We start from the raw sequence: 19,048 nt of genomic DNA, 5'->3' as shown, positions 1-19,048 counted from the left end.
AAAGTGTCAAACCTTTTATGCAAATTTATTTCAGCTATTTAGGGGGCTAGTACAGTGAAAACATTTTATTATGATTAATTCAATTTCGTTACTTAACTTAAAATATTTGTCAAAGTAAAATAAAATATATCGATATGGAACAGGTTGTAATAAAAAATATCATTATTAATTTGGAATGTTTTGTATTAAAAAAAATCATATATTTGATACATAACTTTAGGAGGAAGCTATACGCTGGTAAATAAATATTTTAAAAAGAAGATTAAAGTTTCGTCAATCCCTGTTATTGAAACGAAGATGCTTAGGCTGCGTCCTTTTAATTTAAAGGATTCGCGGAGAGTTCAGCTTTTAGCAGGCGACGAGGCAATAGCTTCGGGCGCTATTAATATGCCGCATCCATATACTGATGGTGTTGCTGAATCATGGATATCTTCGCATGAAGAAGAATACCAGAAAGGCAATTCGCTTATTCTTGCTATCACCCTGAAAGAAACAGAATTGTTAATCGGATCAATTGGATTATATATTAATAAAAAACACCAGCATGCCGAACTGGGATATTGGATAGGCAAGGAATACTGGGGAAAAGGTTATTGTACCGAAGCTGTTGCAGGTGTTATTAATTTCAGTTTTTCAAAATTAAACCTTCATAAAATATTCGCATACTACCTTTGTCGTAACCATGCTTCAGGCAAGGTACTAAAAAAAAATGGTTTCAAATCGGAAGGATTGCTTCGTGAACATGTAAAGTACAAGAATGTATTCGAAGATATAGAATGCCTGAGTTTATTGCATCCCGAACATAAAGAAAATAAAAAAGAGCCTTAGTTAAGGCTCTTTTTTATGGTGTGTATTTTCAGCTTACTAAATTTTTGCAAGAACAGGAAACTTCAGTGAAGCAAAATATAATGCTCCGAAAAATATTCCGTTATAGAACAAATCGCCGATCATTCCATTTAAAAGGAACGACAAACCCAAGCTGCCATCATTAAAGAATGGAAGTCCGGCTGCATAACATCCCATTAAACCACCTAAAGTTTGTGGATAAAAAGGACTGCCATACCATACTGCAAAATTGGTTATGATAAAAAACAATAATGAAGATGCAACAGATGTTAGAGCTATCCGGGAAGCTTTCCTGTTTTTAGAAATACTCATTCCCATAAATACGGTAATAGCAAAACAAATGTATACCGAAGCCATATAGCTATGAAATCCTATAATCATATCGCTTACAAACATTGCAACAAGAGGAATAAAGAATGCAAGCCATTTCCTGTTCAATGATGCACCGCCAAATAATGCTATAGCTGCAATAGGAGTGAAGTTAGGCCAGTGAGGAATAAGGCGCATAAAAGCTGCTGCAACAATTAACAAAGCAATAAAAGCAATTCTTGGTGAAATAATCATTTTATTCATAACTGTGAAATTTTACTTATTTTATTATTTGCAAAAATAAAAAAACATTTTAATTATCAGGAATTAATTAATTTATTTTATTTTCGGCTTTTATATATTTGTTACGTAAATCAATAGGTTATGTGTAGAAAATATTTATTCATTATTCTTGTCGCTATGACTGCTACTACATTTTCATGCCATACAAAAAAACAGAAGGTTGACCTTATTGTTTATAATGCTCATGTTTACACGGTTGATGAAAGCTTCTCTGTTAAAGATTGCTTTGTGATTAATGAAGGGATGATACTTGATGTGGGCACAAAAAGCGATATGTTAAAAAGATATGATGCTAAACAAAGTGTGGATATGGATGGAAAATTTGTTTATCCCGGTTTTATTGATGCACATTGTCATTTTTATGGTTATGCTCATTCGCTGCTTGAAGCGAACCTGGCAGGAACAAAATCTTTCACCGAGGTCCTTTATGTACTTTCGGAATTTTATAAAACACGAAAACCATTATGGATAAAGGGCAGAGGATGGGATCAAAATGATTGGGAAATAAAAGAATTCCCTGAAAAATCAAGACTCGATTCGTTATTTCCTTCTAATCCTGTTTTGATTATAAGAGTTGATGGTCATGCCGCATTGGCAAACAGTGCAGCATTAAAGATTGCCGGAGTGAATGCTAATACTAAAGTAAGCGGCGGGATTGTTGAAACCGTTAACGGAAAACTTACCGGTATTCTTGTTGATAACGCAATAGAACTGGTAAACAAATATATTCCTGATTATTCTGATAAAGAAATTTCTAAAGTATTAATTAACGCTGCCGACAATTGTTTTGGTGTTGGACTTACTTCTGTGGGGGATGCAGGGCTTGACAAAAGAATAATCAGCATGATGGATTCAATGCAGAAAAAAGGAACTTTGAAAATGAAAGTTTATGCAATGATAAATCCTACTGAAGAAAATTTGAACACCTACATGTATTTTGGAAGGTATAAAACTCCTTATATGAATGTTAGGTCAGTTAAGCTGTTTGCCGATGGGGCTTTGGGTTCACGTGGCGCCTGTTTACTCAAACCCTATAACGACAGCCCTGAAAATTGTGGATTAATGGTAACAACAGTAGACTCACTGAAAAAAATATGTGAACTGGCTTTCAAATACGGTTACCAGGTAAACACGCATGCCATTGGAGATTCAGCTGTAAGAACTATTTTAAATATTTATGCTCAGTACCTTAAAACTTCTAATGATTATCGCTGGCGTATTGAACATTCGCAAGTTGTATCACCTGAGGATATTAATAAATATGGAAAGTATAATATCATTCCTGCTGTGAATATGGTTCATGCAACATCCGATATGTATTGGGCTACTGACCGACTGGGCGAAGAACGTATTAAGTATGCATATGCATATAAAAATTTAATGAAAGAAAATGGATGGTTATGCAATGGCAGCGATTTCCCGATAGAGAACATCAATCCTGTTTACGGATATTATGCCGCAATATGCAGGAAAGATTTAAATGGATTTCCTGAATTTGGATTTCAGAAAGAAAACGCGCTTTCACGTATAGATGCTTTGAAAGCCATGACCATTTGGGCAGCAAAATCATTTTTTGAAGAAAATGAAAAAGGAAGTATTGAACAAGGTAAGTATGCCGATTTTGTTGTGCTTGATAAAGATATTCTTTCTATTCCAGAAAATGAAATTCCTACAGCAAAAGTTTTAATGACCTACATCAACGGGCATAAAGTATATAGCGCTGTTAAATAATAATTTTCATAAAATTCAATAGGATATTTTAAATTATACTCGTTCTTACCAGGTTTGCAAAGGCAAAACTGTTTAGAACGAGTTATACCGTAAAGAAAACAAAAAATATTTTTGCAAAACTCTTTTCTGTCGGTATAACAATTAGTCCAATTTCAAATATAAATGAATACGATTTATACTGAACCTTGACGAATTTGCAAGGTCAAAGTCGTTTATATCCAGTAATACTGGGCGAACGAATTTGCAAAATAATGCAAATTCGTTCAGCCGAAGCATACTTTTTCTAAAACCGCATAGATTAATTTCAAGTAGAAAAATTATTTGCATCTTTGCAAAACAAAAATTTATATCACTTAAATTATTTATAAAAACTTATTTGAAATGAAAAAGGCAATTTATTTGTTATTTGCAGCTTTAATTATTTTAGCTGCCGGATGCGGGAAATCAACAAAAGATAAAGTTGTAGGAGTTTGGAAACTGAAAAGTGTGCAAGGTGAAACATTAGCTCCGCAAGACCTGCAAACTACCATTACTTTTGGCACTGACGGAAAACTTGAAATGAAAGCTGCTGAAAATAATGGAAAAATTGGTACATGGGCGCTTTCAAAAGATGAAAAAAGTGTAGAAGCAATATCTTCGGAAGGTGGAGATAAAGAAACATGGAATATTAAATCAATTGATGAAAAAGAATTTGTTTTTACAGTGAACACCGATACGGTAAAAATAACTTTGGAGAAACAATTGGAAAAATAATAAAAAACGTCCGCCAGAAAGCGGACGTTTTTTTTATCTTATAAAAGCTCATTTTCTTCAGGAGTAAGTTTTAGTTCGCTTGATATAGTTGATTTGTTGGGGTAGTTAATTATCATTATTATCAACGCAATGATTGCTGCATATAAAATATACATATTACCTGTTAATTGATAAAATATAATATTGATAAAGCCGCAAGCTTCGAGCATTGCCATTTTTAAAATAAATGCCGATCGGTAAACAATTAGTTTTTGAATAAAAGTTTGCTCTTCTGAAATCCCTGAAATTTTCTTTTTGAATAAATAATACGTTGCAGGAATTACCGATAATGTGAGTAACATCGAGATTGTCCAAAAATATTGTATTGTATTTTTATCGGTAATTGCACTTTCTTCGGATAGCTTAACTATTACAAAAGCAACAATCAATATTGCTACTCCTGCTGTTAATGTTGCATAAATAAATTTTAATGCTTTAAATAATTCACGTGGCGTTGGTTCCATATTTTTTAAATTTTATATTTCCCTGATTTCATCATAAAACGAAAATAGCTCATCATCGTTTTTAATTTTTTCATTTTTGATTTCCCTTTGCGTTTCTTAGAATACAATATCATCGGGACTTCAATGATATTTGCATTTAAGCGGATTGATTTTATTAAAATCTCAAGCATTGAAATAAAACCTTTTTCTTCAATAACTGTTTGATACTGATTTTTAATTTTTCTCAAAAGGTCTACTTTATAAGCTCTGTAAAATGAACTCAGTGTAAGTATTTTTATATCGAATACAAATCGCATCATCATATTAGCTATTGAAGAAATCAAACGACGAAGAAAAGATGTTTTGTCAAACCCACCGCCCTGTGCATATACTGATGCCAGCACCAGATCAAAACCCGTATTTAAAATGGAATACATTTTAGGTAAAAGATGAATATCGGATGTGTTATCCGCTTCCAAAGTAATTACAATATCTTCATTGTTTTCTGAATGCTGCAATATCCATTCAAAGCCACGATTAAATGAATCGCCGGGACCTTCATTTTTTTCTTTGGTAATTATAAAATATGGTTTATCTGAAAATTTTTCTTTTATGATATTTACTGAATTATCAGCAGAACCATCGTCAACAAAAAGATAAAATTTATTTTCAGAAGGCAATGCTGATGTGATGTTAACCGCCAGCTCCGATAAATTTGCAGCTTCGTTATATACAGGTATTAGAAAATAAATAGTCATTCATTGTCATTTTTAGTCATTCATTGTCCAATAATTTAATCTGTTTTTTCTTGCTATGAATTCAAAATCGTAATTCTAAATTCGTAAATCTCAAATCTAAATTATTTTCTTCTGCCAGTCAATAGTAATTTTCAATCCTTCATCAATTGTCCACTGTGGTTCAAAATTAAAATATTCTTTAATCTTGCTGATATCAGGAACGCGTCGCATCACATCCTCATATTTCCCGAAAGTAGAATAAGGAATGAAATTCAATTTGGCTTCTTCATTCGGATTTATCATCATCCATATTTTCTTAGCCAAATCTGTTATTGAAATTTCTTCCGATTTTTTTGAGCCGGTATTAAAAACCTCGTTTGTTGATTTAGGATTGATAATACAATGTACCAATGCATTTACTGTATCTTCAACATAAGTGAATGTTCGTGTTTGTTTTCCATCGCCATGAATTTCAAGAGGAAGTTTTTTTAATGCGTTTGCAATAAAAACAGATTGCGGACCGCCCCACCAGGTAAGGTTTTGGTTAATTCCGTAAGAACCAAAAAAACGGGTTATGGTGTATTGCAAATCATATTCTTCGCTGTTGGCGATGATATATTGTTCCCCATAAATTTTTGATGCGGCATACGCCCAGCGTTTAATATTTGTTGGACCCAGCACCAGGTCGGAATCTTCACGAAATGGTATTTTAGAATTTTTTCCATAAACATCGCTCGTAGATGCAAACACAATTTTCGATTTGTCTTCAATGCATTTGTGAACAATATTTCTAAGCATTAAATAATTTTCATCCAGCGTTCTTAATGCGCTAGTGTACCGTGGAATTTTTTGCGAAGCAAGATGAACAATTACATCAGCCTGGAACCCTTTTAAAGCATAAGGGTTAGCGATATCGCCATAAATGAAAATAAAGTTTTTGTGTTTTTTAATTGGCAGGATATTCCTTTCAAAGCCATAACTTAAATTATCGATGCCAATAACCTTATGTCCCTGTTCAAGTAATTTTGCAGCAAGGTTCGAGCCTATAAATCCTGCAACTCCTGTTATAATGATGTTAGTCATCGGTTGTCTTTATATAAATTATAATACGGAGAATGATATATCATTTCAAGCTTTTCAATATTTAATGAATCGCGCGAAAGTACGTAATTTACTTTAAGCCTTTTGTAACGTACAAAACGGTCGTTATAATCCATATCTGGATAAAGGCTTTCATTGTATAAGCTGGCTGTATACGTAATAGGATATTTATTTTTGTTGCTTAATGGCAATGCTTCATAAAAAATATAACGTGGAAATTTATATTCGTAATGAATAAATTCAATAAGATTACGTTTATCCTGATCTACAAGTTGTGATATTTTTTTTAGTTCCGAAACCTGGTTTGCATATTTTGTTTCCAATTCAACGCCGGAATTTTTGCGTTTGATGATTTCCAATGTTGCCGATTTGAAATTAAATGGAAAAGCTACCAGCATACAGAGTATAGCGAATTTTCGTACCGACAGCGACGATGAAAATGTAAGCGCTCCGATAAGCAATGGATATAATACGGCCGTTTGTTTTGAAAAATAAAAAGGAACCACATTATAAAAACTGATTAGCGCGAAAAAATAACAAAGACAAATCAGTACAGCAGAAAGAAATAATTTCTCTTTTTTATAAAATGATTTTAATACAGCATATAAAAACAAAAACATTAAAATAAAAACCTGGGGCTCTTTAATGGTAAATGAAACCAGGGTGTTAAAATTATAACCTGCATATTTTATCCACATTTTAAAGAAGGTATCGAGCTGAAATCGTTTCAGCGACTCTATTGAACTCATTGGATATACAAATGCCGGTGCAATGAAGTAATGCATATATACCATTACAAGAACTACCGATGCAATAAATACAACAATCCGGTTGATGAATTGTTTTGGGTTTTTATAAAACGGAATGATGCCTGCAATCCAGAATACGGATGTTACACGAAATAATGAAAATACAAGCGATAATACAACAAACATAAAAACAGGCTGACCATAATTCCCTTTGGATAAATAAATCTGGTAGATTTTATAAAGCAGCATGAACTGTATTAAAGCAAGGAAAATATGCAATATTTCAGGAAAGAACATAAATGTATAAACCATAACAGGGTAGGAGAGCAGCAACATCAACATAGCAAAAATCTTATTATATGAAGTTGCAAATGATTTTAAAATAAGCGCCAAACAAAGGATAAGAAAAAGTGCATTTATTAATATAAATAGGATTGAGTGTTCGCCAAAAATAATATAGAAAACCCCGTAAAAAATATTGTAAGAAAACCCATACCAGTTAGCTCCAAGTATTTTCGATACTTCTTCCATCATGCACAATGGGGCGCGTACAGCATATGTCTCGGAAAATAATTTTGCTGCAGCAACATAATTGAATTCATCATCATGAATAAAACCATAACGACCATCGCCTATTGCAAATACAATAAGCCCGATATAAAAAAGAATGCACGCTATAAATGCAATCAACATTCCGCGTGCAAAAACCTTATCTTCATTATTCCATATTTCCCTGGCAAATGTTATCATAAGCGAAAGTCCATCCATCTCAGCATATCGCCATACACTTCGTTGCGGTTGATTTCATTAAATATTTCATGCCTTCCCTGGAAGTATATTTTAAGTTCAATATCTTTTATCCCACAACTTTTATATTTTTTATACACTTCTTTTACTCCTTCGGTAAAATTACCTACAGGGTCATTTTCGCCGCAGGCTAATAATATCGGTAGATTCGAAGGCGTTTTTTTTATAACTTTCTTTTTCTGAATTTTTAAGATACCTCCGAACATATCATCAAAAAAACCTGCGGTACAAATAAATCCGCAGAATTTATCTTTTACATACCGGTCAACCAGTTCAGGTGTGCGGCTTAACCAATCGAATTGAGTTCGGTTTGGTTTGAACTTTTTATTAAAACTGCCAAACGATAATTTATCAAGTAGTTTGCTCCTGTGTTTTTTTCCTGAAAATAATTCCTGCATTTTAGCAACGAACCTTCCCGAAAGCAGCATCATGAAAGGATTCCAGGCAGTACCTGATAAAATAGCTCCTTTATAGTTTTCTCCATTTTGTGAAATGATATCACGAACAATAAACGAACCCATGCTATGACCGAGAATATACACAGGAAGCTCGGAATTTTCTTTTTTTATTATTTCCGTAAGTCCTTTACAATCATTCACCACTTTCTGCCAGCCTTTGCTTTTAGCAAAATAACCGGTGTTCTCAAAACTTCCGGCAGTATGACCGTGTCCGCGATGGTCATTTGCATATACTGCATAACCATTTGCATTCATGAATCGTGCAAATTCATCATAACGCGATGCATGTTCAGCCATGCCGTGAACAACCTGTAATGTAGCTCTTGCCTTGATATCAGGCAGCCAGCGCAGATATTTTATTTCTACACCCGGTTCTGGTTTATATGAAAATATTTCTTTTTTCAATTTTTAAAAATACGTTTGCAAGTTAATATTTATTTTTGTCATGAATCTTAATTTTTTTTAATGAATTCTACACAAAAAAAGTATATTCTCTCAATTGACCAGGGAACAACAAGTTGCCGTGCAATACTTTTCGATAAAAATGCAGTTGCTAAAAGTGTATCGCAAAAAGAAATAAAACAGATTTTTCCAGAACAAGGATGGGTTGAACATAATCCTGAAGAAATTTATAAAACACAAATTGAAGTTTGCAAAGATGTGCTTGTAAAAACAGGCTTGTATCCCGAAAGCATTGCAGCAATAGGCATTACAAATCAACGCGAAACGACTATCCTGTGGAATAAAAATACAGGTAAGCCTGTTTATAATGCTATTGTATGGCAGGATACACGCACGAATGCATTTTGTCATAAAATGAAAAATGACGGTTATGCTGATTTGGTAAAAGATAAAACAGGACTGGTTATTGATTCTTATTTTTCTGCATTTAAAATAAAATGGATTCTTGATAATATAAAAGGTGTTCGTAAAGCAGCTGAAAAAGGAGAAATACTTTTTGGAACCATCGACACATGGTTGTTGTGGAAACTTACAAAAGGAAAAAGTCATTTTACTGATTACAGCAATGCCTCGCGTACCATGCTTTTTAATATTTCAACATTGTGCTGGGATAAGGAACTGCTTAAAATATTTGATATTCCTGAAAGTATTTTACCGGAAGTAAAACCATCATCCAGCTTTTTAGGAAATACGGATAAAAAAATATTTAATCATGTTTCTATTCCTGTATGCGGTATTGCCGGCGATCAGCAGGCAGCATTATTCGGTCATGGTTGCCGGGAAGAAGGAATGATAAAAAATACATATGGTACAGGATGCTTTATGTTGATGAACACAGGAGAAAGAAAAATAATTTCAGCAAATGGTTTGCTAACAACTATTGCCTGGGGAATTGATAACAAAATTGAATATGCGCTTGAAGGAAGTGTTTTTATTGCAGGCGCTGCCGTTCAATGGCTGCGCGATAATTTGAAAATTATTTCCAAAGCTTCCGATTCCGAAAAGTTAGCCATGAAAGTAAAGGAGCGTAAAGAAGTATATTTTGTTCCTGCATTTTCAGGATTGGGAACACCTTACTGGGATATGGATGCATGTGGCGCATTAATAGGATTAAAGCGCGATACGGGAATCCCTGATATTGCAAGAGCAGTACTCGAAGCGATTGCTTTTCAAACGAAAGATGTAATCGTTTCAATGGAAGAAGATTCGGGAATTAAAATAAAATCGTTGAAAGTAGATGGTGGCGCTACGGCTAATAATTTTTTAATGCAATTTCAGTCTGATATTTTAAATATTGCTGTTGAGAAATCAGAGCAATCGGAACAGACTGCTTTGGGTGTTGCTCTTATGGCTGGCATTCAGTGCGGTTTCTGGACAAAAACTGAAATCATGAAATTGAAAAAAAATAAAACATCATTTAAATCCCGAATGACAAATAAAGAAAGAGAAAAACTTTATAAAGGCTGGAAGAAAGCCGTAAGCAGGGTTATGAACTGGTATGAATAAATCAGATTTTAAATGCCCTGAAATAATATCGAATAACCAACATCCAATATTGAATGATGAAGTAAAACTTGGAATTTAAAAATTCGAACTTCATTATTGGGGTATAAAAAGCGTAACTTCCCTTATAATGCAAAGGAAAGTTGCAAATACCTATAATATATAATGTCTTGCCGGTGTTAATAATAATGATCCCAAAATTTCATATATTTGAAATTCAAATAACAAAAGCAAATGCAAACACAAGCTTATTTTAAAAATAAAAAAAACTGAAGCGATAGAGAATTCAATATTTAAAATTCGTTATTAATGTTTATTAATAAAATCAATAATGACAAAAAATAATTCAATAATAGACTTTACGAAAATCATCAAACGGCTTGAATTAATAAAGAACCTTATTTCTTTGGAAGAAGAAAATGAAATTTCGGAACAGATTGATAAACTACAAAAATTAGTTTTAGATGATACTGTAAAAAGCATAATAAAACATCTTCAACAAAAATCTTATGGAATTGCAGTAAAAGAAATTGAAATATTTATTAATAAACATCATCAGGTGGCAATTTATATTGACCCCGAAATTGAAGCCCTGCGCTTTGAAGCTAAAGCATTGGAGTACGAGATACAACAGCTAAGTGATGAAAAAGTTGAATTAGATAAATTAATATATGAGTTTAGCGTAAGACATAATAAAGAATTAGGCGAATTAATAATAAAGATTTTAAAATACAGAAAAGAGAAAAGCAAGGGTACAAAACAACAGGCAGAAGCTGAAAAAGATTATGAAAGTTTTTACACCAACTTTGAAGCTACAAAAGAAGAAAAAATAGCAGACTTAACAGAAGAAGAATTAAAAGAATTAAAAGACAAATACAGGAAAGCAAGTAAACTCTGCCATCCAGATGTGGTTGAAGAATCACAAAAAGAAACAGCACACAAAATATTTACGGAACTTAATACAGCTTATGAAAGAAACGATTTAAAAAGAGTTTCAGAAATTTTAGAAAGTTTGCAACAAGGTAAAATCTTCACAAGCAAAGCAGATACAGCTAATGAAAAACAAACGCTGCAAGCCGAAATAGAACGCTTGCGTGCAAGACTTCATGATTTGAACGAGGAAATAAATAAAATTAAAACAAGCGAAACTTACGAACAAATTTTAAATATTACGGATTGGGATGAATACTTTGCTAAAACAAAACTCCAATTACAAGAACAATTAAACCATTTGGAAGATGGAGAAAAATAAATTAGTAAAATACGAAAGTGGTGCTTTGCAAAAAGTTTGTAATGCGATTACTATTACTAACAAGTTAATTGCAGAGAAATATTTTGAAGAAGCGAATGATTTACAATATAAACATAGGAAATATAATGAAGCTAGTATATATTATTTAAAGGCGATTGAGTTAGTACCAAATCATATAGCAGCCCTTAATAATTATGCACAAAATCTCAGGCTCAATATTAAAAATTACCAAGAAGCTATTTTGTATTATTCTAAGGTGATTGAATTAAATCCAAAATATGAACATGCTTTATTTCAAAGAGGATTATGTAAAGAGTCACTAGGTGATTATTTAGGGCGTATTGAAGATCTGTCAAAACTTATTGACTTAAACCCTAATGATTTACATTTATATAGCTCAAGAGCAATTACTAAAGAAAAAAATAAAGATTATAAAGGTGTAATTGAAGATTGTACCCATGTAATTAATAATAATGAAAACGATTCGTTTTCCTATTTTTTTAGAGGAAAAGCCGAACTTGAAATAAATGATAAAACAGGTGCATATGAGGACTTTTGTAAGGCTGTAGAGTTGGGTTCAAAAAGTGCTGAAAAGGCGATTAAAGAAAATTTTAGTAAATAGAGTTATAAAAATTTCATATGAACTAGCAATGAAGTCAATTAATATTAGTATCAAAATTATTTTAAGCATTTTATTTTTTCTATGCTTATTAAAAATGCCTTATAGTTATTTTCAGTTTGTAAGGTTTGCAGCACTTATTGGTTTTGCAGTTCTTGCATATCAAGCAAATGAAAAACAAAATAAAACAGAAATGATAATTTATATTTTCCTTGCAATTCTTTTTCAGCCGCTCATAAAGATTTCTTTAGGCAGAGAGTTATGGAATATTGTTGACATCATTGTAGGAATAAGTTTAATCATTACAATATTTTTTAAAAGGAAATAGTATTCGCACAAAACTTAAATTCTTTATTGAAACATATCAGCAATATGAACGAAGAAAATTCATTAATAAAACGCTCTGAAACTTCACTTATAAGGATTGGTAAATCGCTTGCAATTACTAATAAATTATTAAATGAATTTGATCGGTTATCTGAAACAGTAACAGAAATTGATGGCAATATTTATCACACTGTAAAAATAGGTACACAGGTATGGATGGTTGAAAACCTAAATGTGAGCCATTTTAGAAATGGCGAAATTATTCCTGAAGCTAAAACTGCTGAAGAATGGAAAGAAGCAGGAAATAAAAAACAGCCTGCTTGGTGTTATTACGACAATAATCCTGATAATGGTAAAATATATGGCAAACTTTTCAACTGGTATGCAGTAAACGACTCAAGGGGATTAGCACCATTAGGGTGGCATATACCATCGGATGATGAATGGACAATGCTTACAGAATTTTTAGGCGGAGAAAGTTACGCCGGAGGTAAAATGAAGGAAGCAGGCACATTGCATTGGGAAAGCCCTAATTATGGTGCTGATAACAGCAGCGGTTTTACTGCCATCCCGGGAGGCTCTCGTAACCTCAATGGTTTATTTCACGGTATTGGAATAGCGGGTGATTTCTGGAGTGTTACCGAAAGTAATTGCGGTGTATGGAGTTTGGATATATTTTACTGTTTAGAATCTGCCTGCAGAAAAGAATATAAAGATAAGAATACCGGATATTTTGTTCGTTGTTTAAGAGATTATTTTATTTAATTTGTTAATTTAATAAGTAATGAAATATAATGTTTTAATAATAACGAATATGCCTCCATACAACATAATGGAGCTAAATGAAGATGACCTTGAAATTGTCATAAATGCCTATAATAAGGGAAAATTAAACTTTACAATAAACGGTAAAAAATATTCTATTCATAATTTAATAGAAATCAAGATTTATACGTATGATAATAAAGTAGAAAATCTTGACAACTTTAAAAAACGATGCATTACAAATCGAATGATTGGTGGAAGTAATTCATTTAAATATTATTTTACACCTGCATGTTTAGAACTTCTTGGGAAAGACGTCACACCTGAAATTATTGGCAATAATGAATTCGGAAAATTATCACATCGAGAAGAATCAAAACCATTAAATGTTTTTGTTGATATTTCAAGAATTGAAGAACTAAAAAATATCTCTCATCCTGATTATGATTTGACAAAACTTATTCGGTTTTGTGAAGAGTTAAATGATAATTTTTTTCGAGGTAATTATTTATCAGTCGTTATGATTGTTCGTTCTATTTTAAATCATATACCACCAATTTTTAGTTTTAATAATTTTGCTGAAGTATCTAATAATTATAGTGGTGGGCAAAGTTTAAAAAAAAACTTGAACCACTTAAATAATTCATTAAAAAATATTGCGGACAGCTATTTGCATGAAACCATTAGAAAAAAAGAAATATTACCAAATGCAACGCAAGTAAATTTTTCTCAAGATTTAGATGTGTTACTTGCGGAAATAGTAAGAAAACTAAATGAAAATTAATAACTGAATATTGGGAAGATTAAAAAGTATATAGAAATATGATTTGCAAACTTTGTTTAAAAGATAAGCCATTAATAAAGAAATCTCACATAATTCCTGATTTTATGTATCGTGAGATATACGATGAAGACAATCGTATCGTATCATATCATTTTCAACAAATAAAAAAAATAATAAGAAAATCTTTCAAACAGGTATTTTTGAATCAAATATTTTATGTGCTGACTGTGATAACAATATATTAGGGAAAAAAGAAAGATATGCTGCCAATACTCTTTTTGATAATAATTTCAGGGATGATAAAAAACTAATTAAAAGAATTATCAGTTCGAATGGAGTAAAAATATTAGAAGTTTCAAATATAGAGTATAAAAAATTCAAGTTATTTCTTCTTTCAATTTTATGGAGAGCGAGTATCTCGAATAATACTTTTTTTTGTGAAATAAATTTAAAGGAACATGAAGAAATTATTCGTAAAATTATATACAATGACATATTGATTCCAGAGGAAAAATATAGAATAGGTTTTTGGTTATGTGAAAAAGAAAAATCCTCCGAATTAATTACTAATACCGTTATTAACCCTTTGAGAATCGGAGATAATATTAAAACATTCTATTACGTTTTTTATATCTGTAGAATGTTCTACTTTATAGAAATAGAAAAAAAAGATAAAAGAGATAACATGATATTTGATTTAGGAAATTTAAAATCAAATAATACTATTCAAATACCTATTGTTGCTTCAAATTTTGTAAAACAGTTTATTGCTTCTTTAATTAAAATAAAATAAAAGTCTTTATTCTAATATACTTATTGCATAGGGATGATGATTCACAAGCTTAGCGGAAACCCTTATTATGGTAATAAAAGAAACATTGATATAATTGATAAGCTTTTAACTTTTTATTGCGAATTAATAGAAAATTCTGAAACCGATAAAGTTAGATCCGAAATAGAAAAAATTATTTTAAAACCAATTACAAATATTAATGAAGATCATCAGTATTATTCATACATGGCTCAAGCATGGAATGAATTTGATAAATACAAAGGCAAAATTGCAGGGTCAGGAAGAGAGCCCGATTATTTTATACGCTTAAAAAATAATGTAATCATACCACTTAAGCTTGATACTAATAAAAGTTAATTAAATCCTAATCTCCCATTGTATGGAAAACATCAGCCCTGAATTAGAAAAGAAATTATACTGAATCTTGGCAAGTTTGCTAAAGCAAAAATGCTTAGATTCAGTTATACTGAGTGTTCGAGATTGCCTTTTTTGCAAACTCGAATAGCCGAAGTATAATTGAACTCGTTCAACAAGGTAAGCTTATTGATGCAGTAGCCTTAGTGCATAAGGAGTTAAAATTAGGATTAAAAGAATCAAAAGAGATAGTAGATAAATACAGATTTCTAAATAACTAATAACTTTATAACTCAATAACTAATTATCTTTACCTAAACCAATAACTTCTTACTCTTAATTTCTCAACTTTATAACCAACTGCCGAATCGAACTTATCTCCATCGTCGCCCCATGCTAATTTTAACGGACCTGTAACATCGGCAATAATAAATTTTTTATTTTCGATTTCGATATATTTTTGCTGTGGACTAGGTTCGCCTTTTATCGCAACAAGAGCATGATTATGTCCCTGGTATAATAAAAGGATATCATTAGTATTAATAAGGTACGATAAAATACATGAAAGTAAAATTGCTTTTGAATCACAATCACCAAACATTTTAAGAAGCAGCTCCGGCGGTGTAAATAATCCATACACTTCCCATGTGCTGTCTTTTATTTCAGGAACACCATATGGAATGTCCTGTACAAAAGATATCGCCATTTTTATGCGGTTAATCCTTGAGTTCCTGTTTTCTTCAATGAGTAAGTTAGTAATTCCACCAGCTATAGCTTTGCAATAAGGCTTGTAAAATGATATTACAGCGCTTCTGTCGGGTTTCAGATATTGTCCGCTTTGCATGAAGAAACCGTGTTTGATCATTTGTTTTCGCTGTTTGCCCATAGTGTCATGTGATGAAATATTTTCGTAATACGAAACAGGAACACCAAAACGGGCAATATCTTTTTTTGTTTGAGCAATGTCGTAATACCAGGTAAATGTTCGATATAAATTAAAATTATCCTGAAAAGTATACGAAATCTTATATTGCCCATGTGTACTGTCCACACTATATTTTACATATGGGTTACAAGAATAATCTTTAGGTTCCTGAGCCTTGCATAATGTTATTGTAAATACCAGTATACAGAAAAAAAATCGTTTCATTTTTTCTGAATTAAATAAAATCATCATCATAATTTTTATTTAAATAATTAATTGGTAAAAATAATGAATATAGTAACGAAAATACTACATGATTCAGGGCAAACGCATCTAAATTTTAGCTTCTACAACCATTGAAAACACTGAAATCATTTTTAAAAATTTAATCAAAAATTAAAAATATTTGAATTATGTATTTTTATAAACACTTGAACTTCATAGTATTTGTATTAATTTAGATGCGTTTGCCCTGCCTACATGATTATTAAAGTTTGAAATCAGGAATGAAATTTACTAACTTTACAGTTAAATTTTTAACTAAAATCGAATTTATGAAAAAGCTGATTTTTACTATTTTATTTTTTCATTTCTGTTACATTATTTATTCACAGTCCGAATGGAAAATATATTGTAATGGCGAAATAATTAACTCTCTTTCGCAGGATTCTGTCAATATTATTGCAGGAACAGCCGGAGGCGGGATGGTTATTGTAAATAAAACCACGCTTTCTCCAACATTTATAAAGAAAGGAGCAAATTCAATACCTTCTAACCAGGTTAATTTTGTTGCAGGATCGTTATACTCTGAAAAAAAATGGGCAGCTACAAATAAAGGATTTTCATTTTATTTGCCTGATAGTAATAAATGGGTTTTATACAATCACGACAATATACCTGAAATACCCCTAAACAGAGTTACGAGTGTTGCCGGAACTAATACTGATATTTTCATTGGTTGTGATTCATATTTCGATGATTTTTTAAACTCATGGGTGTATGGCGGAATTGCCAGGTATAACAACACACATGGATGGACATCTGATTTTGGGGCAAGTGATATACATAGCATACGTGTACGATGTCTTGCAATTTCTCCAAATAATGATAAACTATTTGTAGGTACAATGTTTGGAAATGCGCCACCAAGCGGCGGATTCAGTTATTATAATATACCTGACAGTACCTGGACTCATGTTTATACCGGTAATTCATTACTTCCAAGTGATGACATAAATTATATTTATTTTGATTCATGGAATTCATCTGTTATCGTTTGCACTGAAGATGGATTGGCAGAACATATTGGATGGGATACTTTGAATGAAATGAACCACTGGACTGTTCTTGATACTTCTAATTCAAATCTCCCCGACAACCATGTAACTTGTGTGGCTTCTCAATATACAACAACCCCTGTGCATCAATATTGGTGGGTTGGAACTCGTTTCGGTGGATTATTTAAGCGGGATACTTATGATGGTAGCTGGGCTGTTTACGATACATCAAATTCAAATATAGGCAGCAACAATATTACAAGCATTTGCGTTGAATATGAAAATCCTGAAATCGTTTGGATAGGCACAGATAACGGGCTATACCGTTTCGATCAAACTACATTTACAAAAGCAACAACCTCGGAATGGCCTATCCCTTCAAATTATATTAATGATATTGAAATAAGTAATTCTAATACAAAATGGATAGCAACATCAAATAGCCTGACTAAATTAGATAATTCAAACTGGACCGTTTATAATCCGGAAAACTCCGGGTTAAAATATTATGGAGTATATTCAGTTTATCTTCAGAACAATGATTTGTGGATAGGTAGCTCAAATATTATTGATGGTCCGCTTTGTAAATTTGATGGAACAAATTGGAAATATTTCCTTGGTAATTATTCTTTTTTACATTCTGTTTATGATATAACATCTGATGCAAACGGCGACAGATGGATTGCCAGCGACTATGGGGTTTTTAAAAATATCGACACTAATTTTGTTAACTGGAATGCAACAACCAATTATCCTGCAGCTTTGCCATCGAATTATGTTACCTCAATCATTTCTGATAAAGATAATGTTACCTGGATTTCTACAAATAATGGTCTGGCAAATAATTCTGTTTATTGGCCGTGGGAAGTATATAGTCCTGCAAATTCTCAAATACCTTCATATACTACTTATGCAGTGATTCAGGATGATAGCAGTTTTTTCTGGATTGCTACTGATAAAGGACTTGCAAAATATGATTCCCCTAATAATATATGGACATTATATGACACAAACTCTGTAAACTTTCCTTCAATGACAATATACGATGTGGATTATGAAGGTGATTCATTAATATGGATAGCTTCCCGCAGAGGTTTTTCGTCATTGGACAGGGTTACTAATCAATGGACCAATTATAATTCTGATAACTCAGAACTGACAGAAGATATTATTAATAAAATTAAAGTTGATCCATGGGGAAATAAATGGATATGTACAAAAGCTGGCGGTCTGCTTGAATTTAAAAAAGGAGGTATTGCATCAGGAATAACAGAATTCAATTCTTCAAATAATGATTTTAATATTATTGCATATCCAAATCCAGCTAACGACAGGATTTTTGTTCATATTATAAATAGTATTAAAGGAGATGTAACAATAAAAATTTTCACAACAAATGGACAAATAATTAGAAAGTATAAACAAACTGTAAATACCTCTCAAGATATTGAAATTGATACGACGAACCTTGATAATGGAATTTATTTTTTAAGTATATCCAATAATAAGGATATAAATATTTCTCATCGGTTTGTTATTAACAAGTGATTTAATATTTGATTTATACTTGTTCTTATTATGTTTGTGAATGCAAAGATAATTAGAACGAGTTATACAGATGGGAGCTTTTGCAGTTGACGCGGCGACCAGAAATGTATTGGTATTGAAAAGAACTGCAAACAGCAGCTTTTAATTTTGAATAGCATTTTAT

General features: G+C 31.8%; 19 protein-coding genes. 12 read left to right on the top strand and 7 right to left on the bottom strand.

Going from position 1 to position 19,048, the window contains the following annotated elements; translation table 11 throughout:
- Window positions 1-297: 297 nt before the first annotated feature.
- The gene (locus PKK00_11480; GenBank protein ID HNW99020.1) at window positions 298-828 is read left to right on the top strand and encodes a GNAT family N-acetyltransferase; all 531 of its coding nucleotides are present in this window, start codon (window positions 298-300) and stop codon (window positions 826-828) included.
- A gap of 36 nt (window positions 829-864) precedes the next feature.
- On the opposite strand, the gene PKK00_11475 is transcribed toward PKK00_11480, so the two are convergent.
- Window positions 865-1,419 (bottom strand): hypothetical protein, encoded by a 555-nt coding sequence (locus PKK00_11475; GenBank protein HNW99019.1) that lies wholly within the window; start codon window positions 1,417-1,419, stop codon window positions 865-867.
- A 120-nt stretch (window positions 1,420-1,539) separates the two neighbouring features.
- Between PKK00_11475 and PKK00_11470 the strand changes: the two genes are divergently transcribed.
- Together PKK00_11470 and PKK00_11465 are read left to right on the top strand one after the other, a co-directional pair.
- Window positions 1,540-3,189 (top strand): amidohydrolase, encoded by a 1,650-nt coding sequence (locus tag PKK00_11470; protein HNW99018.1) that lies wholly within the window; start codon window positions 1,540-1,542, stop codon window positions 3,187-3,189.
- Window positions 3,190-3,570: 381 nt separating this feature from the next.
- Window positions 3,571-3,942: a lipocalin family protein gene (locus PKK00_11465; protein HNW99017.1), complete on the top strand. Its 372-nt coding sequence runs from the start codon at window positions 3,571-3,573 to the stop codon at window positions 3,940-3,942.
- Window positions 3,943-3,980: 38 nt separating this feature from the next.
- Here the strand turns inward: PKK00_11465 and PKK00_11460 are convergent, their stop codons facing one another.
- The 5 genes from PKK00_11460 to PKK00_11440 all read right to left on the bottom strand — a co-directional run bounded on the left by PKK00_11460 (window position 3,981) and on the right by PKK00_11440 (window position 8,681).
- Window positions 3,981-4,445 (bottom strand): hypothetical protein, encoded by a 465-nt coding sequence (locus PKK00_11460; GenBank protein ID HNW99016.1) that lies wholly within the window; start codon window positions 4,443-4,445, stop codon window positions 3,981-3,983.
- Window positions 4,446-4,450: 5 nt separating this feature from the next.
- Window positions 4,451-5,182 (bottom strand): glycosyltransferase family 2 protein, encoded by a 732-nt coding sequence (locus PKK00_11455; GenBank protein HNW99015.1) that lies wholly within the window; start codon window positions 5,180-5,182, stop codon window positions 4,451-4,453.
- A 96-nt stretch (window positions 5,183-5,278) separates the two neighbouring features.
- Window positions 5,279-6,244: an NAD-dependent epimerase/dehydratase family protein gene (locus tag PKK00_11450; protein HNW99014.1), complete on the bottom strand. Its 966-nt coding sequence runs from the start codon at window positions 6,242-6,244 to the stop codon at window positions 5,279-5,281.
- Window positions 6,241-7,779: a hypothetical protein gene (locus tag PKK00_11445; protein ID HNW99013.1), complete on the bottom strand. Its 1,539-nt coding sequence runs from the start codon at window positions 7,777-7,779 to the stop codon at window positions 6,241-6,243. The genes PKK00_11450 and PKK00_11445 overlap by 4 nt, the downstream gene beginning before the upstream one ends.
- Window positions 7,758-8,681, bottom strand: a complete 924-nt coding sequence (locus tag PKK00_11440) for an alpha/beta hydrolase (GenBank protein HNW99012.1) — start codon at window positions 8,679-8,681, stop codon at window positions 7,758-7,760. The genes PKK00_11445 and PKK00_11440 overlap by 22 nt, the downstream gene beginning before the upstream one ends.
- A gap of 60 nt (window positions 8,682-8,741) precedes the next feature.
- Between PKK00_11440 and glpK the strand changes: the two genes are divergently transcribed.
- The 8 genes from glpK to PKK00_11400 all read left to right on the top strand — a co-directional run bounded on the left by glpK (window position 8,742) and on the right by PKK00_11400 (window position 15,138).
- Window positions 8,742-10,244: a glycerol kinase GlpK gene (glpK, locus tag PKK00_11435; GenBank protein HNW99011.1), complete on the top strand. Its 1,503-nt coding sequence runs from the start codon at window positions 8,742-8,744 to the stop codon at window positions 10,242-10,244.
- 328 nt (window positions 10,245-10,572) lie between these two features.
- Entirely contained in the window at window positions 10,573-11,493 is a 921-nt protein-coding gene (locus PKK00_11430; protein HNW99010.1) for a DnaJ domain-containing protein, read from the top strand.
- Entirely contained in the window at window positions 11,480-12,115 is a 636-nt protein-coding gene (locus PKK00_11425) for a hypothetical protein (protein ID HNW99009.1), read from the top strand. The genes PKK00_11430 and PKK00_11425 overlap by 14 nt, the downstream gene beginning before the upstream one ends.
- A 94-nt stretch (window positions 12,116-12,209) precedes the next feature.
- Window positions 12,210-12,440 (top strand): hypothetical protein, encoded by a 231-nt coding sequence (locus PKK00_11420; protein HNW99008.1) that lies wholly within the window; start codon window positions 12,210-12,212, stop codon window positions 12,438-12,440.
- A gap of 44 nt (window positions 12,441-12,484) precedes the next feature.
- Complete coding sequence (locus tag PKK00_11415; protein ID HNW99007.1) at window positions 12,485-13,204, top strand: fibrobacter succinogenes major paralogous domain-containing protein; 720 nt, start codon at window positions 12,485-12,487, stop codon at window positions 13,202-13,204.
- A gap of 49 nt (window positions 13,205-13,253) precedes the next feature.
- Window positions 13,254-13,988 carry a hypothetical protein gene (locus tag PKK00_11410; GenBank protein ID HNW99006.1) on the top strand — a complete coding sequence of 245 codons (735 nt, stop codon included), beginning with the start codon at window positions 13,254-13,256 and terminating at the stop codon, window positions 13,986-13,988.
- A gap of 496 nt (window positions 13,989-14,484) precedes the next feature.
- Window positions 14,485-14,781, top strand: a complete 297-nt coding sequence (locus tag PKK00_11405) for a hypothetical protein (protein HNW99005.1) — start codon at window positions 14,485-14,487, stop codon at window positions 14,779-14,781.
- Between the two features lie 33 nt (window positions 14,782-14,814).
- Window positions 14,815-15,138 carry a hypothetical protein gene (locus tag PKK00_11400; protein HNW99004.1) on the top strand — a complete coding sequence of 108 codons (324 nt, stop codon included), beginning with the start codon at window positions 14,815-14,817 and terminating at the stop codon, window positions 15,136-15,138.
- Between the two features lie 307 nt (window positions 15,139-15,445).
- Here PKK00_11400 and PKK00_11395 read toward each other — a convergent pair whose 3' ends face one another.
- Window positions 15,446-16,285: a hypothetical protein gene (locus tag PKK00_11395; GenBank protein HNW99003.1), complete on the bottom strand. Its 840-nt coding sequence runs from the start codon at window positions 16,283-16,285 to the stop codon at window positions 15,446-15,448.
- Window positions 16,286-16,614: 329 nt separating this feature from the next.
- On the opposite strand from PKK00_11395, the gene PKK00_11390 reads away from it, so the two are divergent.
- Window positions 16,615-18,885 (top strand): T9SS type A sorting domain-containing protein, encoded by a 2,271-nt coding sequence (locus tag PKK00_11390; GenBank protein HNW99002.1) that lies wholly within the window; start codon window positions 16,615-16,617, stop codon window positions 18,883-18,885.
- Window positions 18,886-19,048: the final 163 nt, after the last annotated feature.

The sequence above is a fragment of the Bacteroidales bacterium genome (assembly GCA_035353855.1).
Classification (GTDB): Bacteria; Bacteroidota; Bacteroidia; order Bacteroidales; family CG2-30-32-10; genus DAOQAK01.
The sequence above is the reverse complement of the archived record's forward strand: the minus strand, read 5'-3'. Positions and strand labels throughout refer to the sequence as shown.

What these genes read in the sequence shown, in the direction of transcription:
- PKK00_11480 (HNW99020.1), top strand. Translation starts at nt 298, where the DNA reads ATGCTTAGGCTGCGTCCTTTTAATTTAAAGGATTCGCGGAGAGTTCAG.
- PKK00_11475 (HNW99019.1), bottom strand. Translation starts at nt 1,419, where the DNA reads ATGAATAAAATGATTATTTCACCAAGAATTGCTTTTATTGCTTTGTTA.
- PKK00_11470 (HNW99018.1), top strand. Translation starts at nt 1,540, where the DNA reads ATGTGTAGAAAATATTTATTCATTATTCTTGTCGCTATGACTGCTACT.
- PKK00_11465 (HNW99017.1), top strand. Translation starts at nt 3,571, where the DNA reads ATGAAAAAGGCAATTTATTTGTTATTTGCAGCTTTAATTATTTTAGCT.
- PKK00_11460 (HNW99016.1), bottom strand. Translation starts at nt 4,445, where the DNA reads ATGGAACCAACGCCACGTGAATTATTTAAAGCATTAAAATTTATTTAT.
- PKK00_11455 (HNW99015.1), bottom strand. Translation starts at nt 5,182, where the DNA reads ATGACTATTTATTTTCTAATACCTGTATATAACGAAGCTGCAAATTTA.
- PKK00_11450 (HNW99014.1), bottom strand. Translation starts at nt 6,244, where the DNA reads ATGACTAACATCATTATAACAGGAGTTGCAGGATTTATAGGCTCGAAC.
- PKK00_11445 (HNW99013.1), bottom strand. Translation starts at nt 7,779, where the DNA reads ATGGATGGACTTTCGCTTATGATAACATTTGCCAGGGAAATATGGAAT.
- glpK (HNW99011.1), top strand. Translation starts at nt 8,742, where the DNA reads ATGAATTCTACACAAAAAAAGTATATTCTCTCAATTGACCAGGGAACA.
- PKK00_11430 (HNW99010.1), top strand. Translation starts at nt 10,573, where the DNA reads ATGACAAAAAATAATTCAATAATAGACTTTACGAAAATCATCAAACGG.
- PKK00_11425 (HNW99009.1), top strand. Translation starts at nt 11,480, where the DNA reads ATGGAGAAAAATAAATTAGTAAAATACGAAAGTGGTGCTTTGCAAAAA.
- PKK00_11420 (HNW99008.1), top strand. Translation starts at nt 12,210, where the DNA reads ATGCCTTATAGTTATTTTCAGTTTGTAAGGTTTGCAGCACTTATTGGT.
- PKK00_11415 (HNW99007.1), top strand. Translation starts at nt 12,485, where the DNA reads ATGAACGAAGAAAATTCATTAATAAAACGCTCTGAAACTTCACTTATA.
- PKK00_11410 (HNW99006.1), top strand. Translation starts at nt 13,254, where the DNA reads ATGCCTCCATACAACATAATGGAGCTAAATGAAGATGACCTTGAAATT.
- PKK00_11400 (HNW99004.1), top strand. Translation starts at nt 14,815, where the DNA reads ATGATGATTCACAAGCTTAGCGGAAACCCTTATTATGGTAATAAAAGA.
- PKK00_11395 (HNW99003.1), bottom strand. Translation starts at nt 16,285, where the DNA reads ATGAAACGATTTTTTTTCTGTATACTGGTATTTACAATAACATTATGC.
- PKK00_11390 (HNW99002.1), top strand. Translation starts at nt 16,615, where the DNA reads ATGAAAAAGCTGATTTTTACTATTTTATTTTTTCATTTCTGTTACATT.